This window comes from Capsulimonas sp. (assembly GCF_039929585.1).
Taxonomy (GTDB): domain Bacteria; phylum Armatimonadota; class Armatimonadia; order Armatimonadales; family Capsulimonadaceae; genus Capsulimonas.
In genome coordinates this window covers 1-7255 of the sequence record NZ_JBDSQY010000199.1, presented here as the reverse complement: position 1 = coordinate 7255, position 7255 = coordinate 1, and the positions used below count along the sequence as shown (strand labels likewise).

Annotated in this window: 6 protein-coding genes; all 6 read right to left on the bottom strand. The window is 61.9% G+C overall.

All coding sequences use genetic code 11. From position 1 onward, the window contains the following. Window positions 1-129: 129 nt before the first annotated feature. Window positions 130-831: a response regulator transcription factor gene (locus ABIZ35_RS14565; RefSeq protein ID WP_348220644.1), complete on the bottom strand. Its 702-nt coding sequence runs from the start codon at window positions 829-831 to the stop codon at window positions 130-132. Further along, window positions 821-2062, bottom strand: a complete 1242-nt coding sequence (locus ABIZ35_RS14560) for an ATP-binding protein (RefSeq protein ID WP_348220643.1) — start codon at window positions 2060-2062, stop codon at window positions 821-823. The genes ABIZ35_RS14565 and ABIZ35_RS14560 overlap by 11 nt, the downstream gene beginning before the upstream one ends. Continuing rightward, on the bottom strand, window positions 2059-3063 hold the full coding sequence (locus ABIZ35_RS14555) for a HoxN/HupN/NixA family nickel/cobalt transporter (protein ID WP_348220642.1): 1005 nt from the start codon (window positions 3061-3063) through the stop codon (window positions 2059-2061). The genes ABIZ35_RS14560 and ABIZ35_RS14555 overlap by 4 nt, the downstream gene beginning before the upstream one ends. A 257-nt stretch (window positions 3064-3320) precedes the next feature. Then, a complete protein-coding gene (locus ABIZ35_RS14550; protein WP_348220641.1) occupies window positions 3321-5021 on the bottom strand; it encodes a sulfite exporter TauE/SafE family protein in 1701 nt (566 codons plus the stop codon). A gap of 8 nt (window positions 5022-5029) precedes the next feature. Next, window positions 5030-6409, bottom strand: a complete 1380-nt coding sequence (locus ABIZ35_RS14545; RefSeq protein ID WP_348220640.1) for a tetratricopeptide repeat protein — start codon at window positions 6407-6409, stop codon at window positions 5030-5032. 86 nt (window positions 6410-6495) lie between these two features. Beyond that, complete coding sequence (locus ABIZ35_RS14540; RefSeq protein WP_348220639.1) at window positions 6496-7086, bottom strand: DUF4331 family protein; 591 nt, start codon at window positions 7084-7086, stop codon at window positions 6496-6498. Window positions 7087-7255 lie beyond the last annotated feature (169 nt).

Here is a 7255-nt window from a genome sequence, read left to right as displayed (position 1 = left end):
CCAGAATTGGGGCGGAGGGGCCGAACTCTCATTGAAGTTGGAGGCTAGGCAAAAAGGCCAGGTTTACCACGTTTTGGCGCCGACCTCTGGACATCCCTCTCCTCCGGGAGAGGCGCCGAGGGTGAGGGCCTACTCCCCACCCAGCCGATACCCAAACCCGCGTACTGTTTGCACGTATTTCGGATTGTCGGCATCCACTTCGATCTTCTGCCGCAGGCGGCGGACGTAGACGGCGAGGGCTTTGATCCCCATCTCTGGAGAACATCCCCAGATCTGCTGGAACAGCCAGCCTTTGTCCAGCGCCGTGCCCAGGCTGCGCGCCAGCAATAAGAGAAGCTCGAACTCGCGGTCGGTGAGGTGCGCGGGCTCCCCGCGCACGACGGCGTCGCGGATGCGGGAATCGACCGTGAGGCCGTCGTCCACCGTGATCTTGTCGATCTGGTCGCCCGAAGTGTTGTAGTCGCGCGTGCGGCGGAGGTGGGCGCGCAGGCGCGCCAGCAGTTCGGCGGGATCGAACGGCTTGGTCAGATAATCGTCGGCGCCTGACTCCAGGCCGGTGACCTTTTCGATGGATAGGCTGCGGCCCGTCAGCATGATGACGGCGCCGCGCCATCCGAGAGCGCGCAGCTCGCGGCAGCAGTAGAAGCCGTCGCGGCCCGGAAGCGTCACGTCCAGCAGCGCCAAATCGAAAGACGGATCTTCGCGAATCAGATCGATTCCCTCTTCCGCCGTGCTTTTCGCGGCAATATAGTATTCCTCCCGCGCCAGCAGGCGAGTGAGCGACTGCGCGATCGCGCGGTCGTCCTCCACGATTAAAATCTTACCCGCCATGGTTTTTCTCCCCTTCCGGAAGCCAGATTGAGAACTGCGTTCCGGCGGCCGAACTGCGCACTTTCATTACCCCGCCATGGTCCTGAACGATGCGGCGGCTGGAGAATAGTCCCAGACCGGCGCCGTTTTCCTTGGTGGTAAAGAACGGATCGAACAATCGCTTGCGGATATTGGCGGGGATGCCGGGGCCGGTGTCCCCGACCCGCAGGCAGGCGCCGCTCTTATTGCGGGACAGGGAAATCGTCAGCGTTCCCCCTGCGGCGTGCATCGCCTGGACACCGTTCAGCGCGAGGTTTACGAGCACCTGGTCGAGCTGACCGAGGTCCCCGATAATCGTTGGGACATTACGTCCTAATTCCACCACGACGGATACATTTTCCTGCGTCGCCTGCGGCCGAAGCAGCTCCGCAGTATGTTCCACGAGCGCCGGCAGATCAACCGGAGCGAGGTGCATGGCGTGCGGGCGCGCGATGCCGAGCAGGCGGTGGGTGAGAAGCGAAAGGCGGTCCAGCTGCTTCTGCATGACGTCGAACGATTCGGCGCGCAGCGCGCGGTCGTCCTGGTCGGCAAGGGACAGCTCAATGGCGAGCGGAGTCAGGATATTGCGAATGTCATGCGCGACGGAAACGGCAAGCAGGCCCACGGCGGACAGCTTTTCCGATTCTAGTAGCTGAGCCTGGGTCTGATGGAGCACGCTCTCCACTTTGTTCAGGCGGCCGTGCGCGCTTTTAAGGGCGTTGGCGAGTTCTCGCGACTGTTCGCGCAGCTGGTCTGACTGAAGCCGCACCTTCAGTTCCAGCCGCCGCGTGCGCGTGATGTCCCGGAAAGTCCAGAGGCGGCCGATCACCGACTTATCGTCATCCAGAACCGGGGCGGTGTAGCGCCGCAGCAGACGATATTTCGGAGCGAGAATCTCGATCTCGTCTTCGCTTGTCATGGTAGGATCGGCGTAGATCTTGTCCAGCGTCTGGACAAATTCGTCTGGGTTTTTGATACGTGGAAGCATCTGCACGCGGACTTGCTCGGGGCCGCCATGGAGCGCTTCGACGACGTCAAATCCGAAGATTTCGCCGAAGCGTGGATTGCAGATCAGGTCACGACCGGTGGAATCCGAGAGCAGCACTCCGTAGTCGGACGCACGCAGCAGGGCGCGCAGCAGGACGAGTTCCTCGCTGGAGGACATTGAGGTTCCGCTGGTGGCCAGAGATTGATTGTGCGCGCGCGCGCTCATGATTGTTCCGGTTCGTAGGTACGGATCTTATTGAGCAGAACGGATAGCGCCCAGCCGCCGAGAAACACCGCGACGATCACAAATCCCAGTCGCTCGTCCAAATACTGCCAAATATGCCCCTTGGGGGAAATGTCGATGTGAAAGAGCGTCAGCATTTCTTGAGTTGCGATCACGAACGCCACCGCCACGGAAATCAGAGTAATGCTCAGATTATAATAAAGTTTGCGGACCGGTTTGATAAACGCCCAGCCGTAGGCGCCGACCATCAGGACGCTGTTCAGCGTATCGATCAGGCACATTCCCGCGGTGAAGAGCGCCGGCAGCAGCATGATCACCCAGAACGGCGTGCCGGCCTGTCCGGAATGCGCAGACATCCCCAGCAATCCTACTTCCGTCGCCGTGTCGAACCCAAGGCCGAACAGAAATCCGACCAGATACATCTGACGGCTGCCGTTCACCATGCGCAGTATTGGCCGGAACAGGCGCGCGAGAAGTCCGCGCTGTTCCAGCGCATGATGCATGGCTTCCTCATCGAGATCTTTTCCACGCGCGAGGGCGCGCAGGCGTGTGATCAAATCGATCAGAACGACCAGGTTGACGATGCCGATGATGTAAAGAAACGCGCTGGAAACGAAGGTTCCCACCTGCGAGCCGATCGCGTGCCACCCTTCCATATGCTGCTGCACGTAGGTGGCGGCCAGCGCGAGCGCGGCGCAGAGAAGAACGACAATGGTGGAGTGGCCGAGCGAGAAAAAGAAGCCGACGCCGATGGGGCGCTTTCCTTCCTGCATCAGCTTGCGGGTCGTGTTGTCGATCGCCGAGATATGGTCGGCGTCCACGGCGTGGCGCAGTCCGAAGGCGTACGCCAGCCATCCTGTCGCCAGCAGCGCCGGGTAGGTGTGCGACGCCGCCCACGTGACGATCCAGAGGAGAATATTGATGGCCGTGAGCGCGCCGACCAGCAGAGCGACCCGGCGCTTCGTATGATCGAGAGTATTCAAGAGGGACAGCAATCCATTCTAATGGGTATGTGGCGAAAGCCACGCCTTCAAACGTGAGACTGACAGAAGATCGAGACTTGCCGGTCTCGTATTGCGGGAGCGCAATCCAACACGGAAACGACGGCGGAGTTGTCCCGCCGTCGTCTCAGAGTAATCCGCGAAAGAGTTTGCCAGCTCGCTTCGTCTCAGTGTTAAACAGCGAGCGCGGCGAATTTGTTCCGCGCGGCGCAATCTCGCCAATGATATTGAGAGAGGCGCTAGATGGCTGCTCCGCCGACTGCCCGGATGATCAGTACGACGCCGATGGTAGTCACGGCGGCGGCGCTGAAGATCGGCATGAAACGCGTGAAGGCGTCGCTGCGCGGAACGCGCTCCAGCAGCTTTGACGCCGACACCACCGCGACGCCGATTGCGATCAGCACGGCGGCGAGACCGATGCTGAACGACGTAATCAAGAGCAGCCCATACGCCACCCGGTGCAGCGCGATTGCCGAGAGCAAAACGACAAGCGCCGAAGGGCAGGGGACAATGCCTCCCGAAATCCCCAGCGCAATCAGTGACTTCGCCGTGATCGGTCCATCGGGAACATGGTGATGGTGGTGATGTCCGAACCCATGCGAATGCCCGCCGTCATGGCTATGGGAATGCTCATGATCATGAGAATGGTCATGATCATGTGTATGTCCGTGATCGTGGCTATCATCGTGAGGATGGACATGATCGTGCGTGGGGGCGCCGACGGCCGCCATTGCCAAAACTGGCGCATGCGCATGATCGTGAATATGGTCATGCTCGTGAGTATGCTCAAGGTCGTGGCTATGATCGTGATCGTGATCGTGAGAATGGTCATGGTCGTGATCGTGATCGTGGCTATGCCCGTGTGAATGTCCGGTGTCCAGGCCCCGGATGCGGCTGTAGAAAAGCCAGAGGCCGACACCGAACACGGCAAGGCCGCTGATGACGCTGAGAATGGGAAACAGTTTCTCGGGGACAATATACTGCGAGGCGAACAGCGTAATCAGGCCGAGCGCGAAGACCCCGAGGGTATGCGTGATCGTCACCACGACGCCGAGCAGAAACGCGTGCTTGACCGTGCCGCGCGTCCCCACCAGATACGCCGCCACCATTGTTTTGCCATGACCTGGCGAGAGAGCGTGGAACGAGCCGAAGACAAACGCGACCAGAAGCCCGAGCAGCATAACTCCAGGCGTCAGGTTCTTCGCCGCGATCGTCTGGGTGAAGCGGTCCTGCGGGGTGTTGCCGTTCGTCGCGGCGGCCGGTGCGGACCCGGTGGTCGGCGCGACACTGGCGGCCGCCATCGCGCCTAACGGCGCATCGGAAACGGTGAATGTCGCCGACGTTTCCTGCAGCGGCGACATCGCCGTGACACTCGGATAAGCCGTGAGCTCCTTGGTCCGATCCGTCGCGGGCACGGACGAATCGCCCAGATAAGCGCGAGATCCAGCCGCTGCGACGATCTCTTTCCAGCCAGTGCGCTCGGCGTAGTTGCCGTCTTTGTAGGCGATGGCGTGCGCGCCGGCGGCGAGTGGCGTGGCCGATTTCAGATTTATCACGAGCCGAATAGTGTCCAGGCCGCCGGCGCCCGGGCGGAACGCCAGTTTGCTGTCCACGATACTAAGAGTGACAGGCTTGCCGTCCGCCGTCAAACTCAAGCCCTGAGCAAGCTCCGGAGCCTTGGTCTGGAGATAAGCGCTTTGCTCGGTGGCGGAGATTTTGCCGTCGCCGCTAGTGTCCATGGCGGCGCGCTCGGCTACGGTAGGGATCTCCGCCATATCCAGCACGTAGAAGATCTGCATGCCGGCGTCGGCCACCGTGATGCGGCTGTAGTGGCTGATCGAGAAGTTCCCCATTGGGTGCGCCCCGGCGGGCGTCGTCAGGACGGCGGCTGTGAGCAGCGCGGCGCTGATCGCCGCAGTCATGAAACGTCGGAAATTCATGGGACCTCTTAGCTCCTGAGTTTGGGCGGGTTCTGTGTCGAAATTGGGAACTGGACCGCCGACGCGCCAGGCGCGTTCAGCTTCGCCAGCGCCAGACGCGCCTGCTTGGGCGCGAACGGGTTCCAGTAAGGGTTGAGCGCCAGCGCCTTCGCGAGATGTGCGCGCGCGCCGTCGCGGTCGCCGAGCGCCTGCGCGATCATGCCGGCGTGATATTGCATCTGCGCGTCCTGAGTGCGCCATGCCAGCGCCTTGGCCATCGCTGCTGATGCGCTGCGCAGGTCCCCGGCCTGATAGCTGACCCAGGCGAGCGTGTCGTAGGCGAAGACGTCGTGACGGATGGTCAGCTCATGGCGCGCGATTTGGACGGCTTCCGCGAGATGAACGTGGTGATCCGCGCAGTAGACGGCGCGCTGCCGGTCGTAGACACCGCCCTGTGCGCGGGCGATCCGGCCGGCGGCGTCCACCATCGCGTACTGCACCTTCGCCTGCCGGGCGTCTCCCGAGGCGCCGTAAGCGTCGCCGAGCAGCGCCAGCGTTTCGGGCGTCGGCACGATCGCCGCCGATCGCGTTCCCCATTGGATCGCCTCCGTATAATTCCCCTGGCCGGCGCAAAGGCGCGTGAGGAAGGTCATCGAGCGGTAATCATTTGGGAACACGGCGACGGCGGCGAGATACGCCTTCTTGGCTTCATCGGCGCGCCCCAGGGCGCCGAGCATATTGCCTTCGCGCATGTGATACCAGGCATTGGCGTCGGCGGACATTTCGAGGTTTGCGTCGGCCAGCGTCCGAGCTGTCTGGATTTGCGCGAGGGCGCCGTCGAGATTTCCGGTCAGCTCCATCAGGCGTGCGGTCATCGCCAGCGTGTGGGAATCGTGATTGTTCACGACAAGCTTCGCCATGCCGTGAGCGGCGACTTTGTAATCGCCCATCTCAGTATTCAATTCCACGAGAAGGGACTGTGCGGACGCGCCGCTCGGGTCTGCCTTCACGATCTTTTGCGTAAGGGCGAGCGATTCGGGAAATCTGTGCTGGGTGAACAGGCTCTGCGCAAGCTGGTTGTACGCGGCCATGTTGCTGCGTGTGCGGATCGCCAGAGAGTTGCGCGCCATGGCTTCGGCGCGCGTGGCGTCGGCGATATCTCCGGTCTCGCGGCAGCGCTGCGAGTACAGGCCGGCGAGCAGCGCGCGGCCGATGGCGTCCTGAGAATCGCGCTGGATGTTCTTCTCGTAAAACCGGATCGTCTGCTCCAGACGATTGGGATCGTAGGCTTCGCGCTGCGCGGCCGCAGCGACGGTGTGCGCGCGTGGCTGCGCCTTCAGGCTGGTCCAGGCCCAGCCGGCGAGACCTAACACGGCGGCGGAAGCGGCGACGACGGCGGCTCGTTTCATTTGAATGCTCTGCTCCACATTCCTGAGTTCTCGATCGCGAAACATAAATTCGTCCCCCGGCAAGCGCCGGAGGACGAATGGTGGGATTACTTAGGTGATCCTAAGTAAGGGAACGTGCTGGTGAAGTGCTTCGCGCCGCGACCAACGTTGTCGCTGACCAGAGTCGGGATTTCCTTGCCGTCATCCGGAGCCAGTCCAAGGGTCGGGATGGTGTTTCCGAAGATCACGCCCAGGGACGTGTCCACAACGTCGTCGGTCAGAGCGCGTCCGCCAAAGGTTCCGCCGGTCGCGCCGCCGGTTTCCACGCCCAGGTAGGTTGCGTTACCGCCCTGGCTGAGGTCCGCGATCATGACGTCCGGAACGAGGACGGCCTTGACGACATCGGTGATCGCCTGCGAGCGACCAGCGGTTCCCGTCATGAAGCTTTGAATATCGTTCGCAAGCTGCGAAGGGTCGTTGGTCGGATTGTTTTGGTCGTTGACCTGATGCCGATTGTTAGCGACTGTGGCGAAGACTTCGTTGACTGCGGGACGCGCCAGGCGATCCACCTGGGTGAAGGTCTGTGTGCTTCCGCCGCCGCCGCCGCCGCCGTTATCGTCGCTGCCGCTGCATCCCGCCAGGGCGAGGGCCGCGAAGCTCGCCGCCACGCCGCAGAGCATGATTTTTTTATGTAACATCGTTCTCTCTTCTCCTGAAAAAATGGCGCTTACTTGCTGGTGGTGCACCAAACGTGGATCTTCTTATTCGTTCCCGGAGCCAGAAGCGCCTTCGGAAGCTCCACAACGATTGAAAGAACGTTGTACGGAGCGAGGAAGTCCTGCGCTGCGCCTGGGGCGCGCCAACTGG

What these genes read in the sequence shown, in the direction of transcription:
- ABIZ35_RS14550 (WP_348220641.1), bottom strand. Translation starts at nt 5,021, where the DNA reads ATGAATTTCCGACGTTTCATGACTGCGGCGATCAGCGCCGCGCTGCTC.
- ABIZ35_RS14560 (WP_348220643.1), bottom strand. Translation starts at nt 2,062, where the DNA reads ATGAGCGCGCGCGCGCACAATCAATCTCTGGCCACCAGCGGAACCTCA.
- ABIZ35_RS14540 (WP_348220639.1), bottom strand. Translation starts at nt 7,086, where the DNA reads ATGTTACATAAAAAAATCATGCTCTGCGGCGTGGCGGCGAGCTTCGCG.
- ABIZ35_RS14545 (WP_348220640.1), bottom strand. Translation starts at nt 6,409, where the DNA reads ATGAAACGAGCCGCCGTCGTCGCCGCTTCCGCCGCCGTGTTAGGTCTC.
- ABIZ35_RS14565 (WP_348220644.1), bottom strand. Translation starts at nt 831, where the DNA reads ATGGCGGGTAAGATTTTAATCGTGGAGGACGACCGCGCGATCGCGCAG.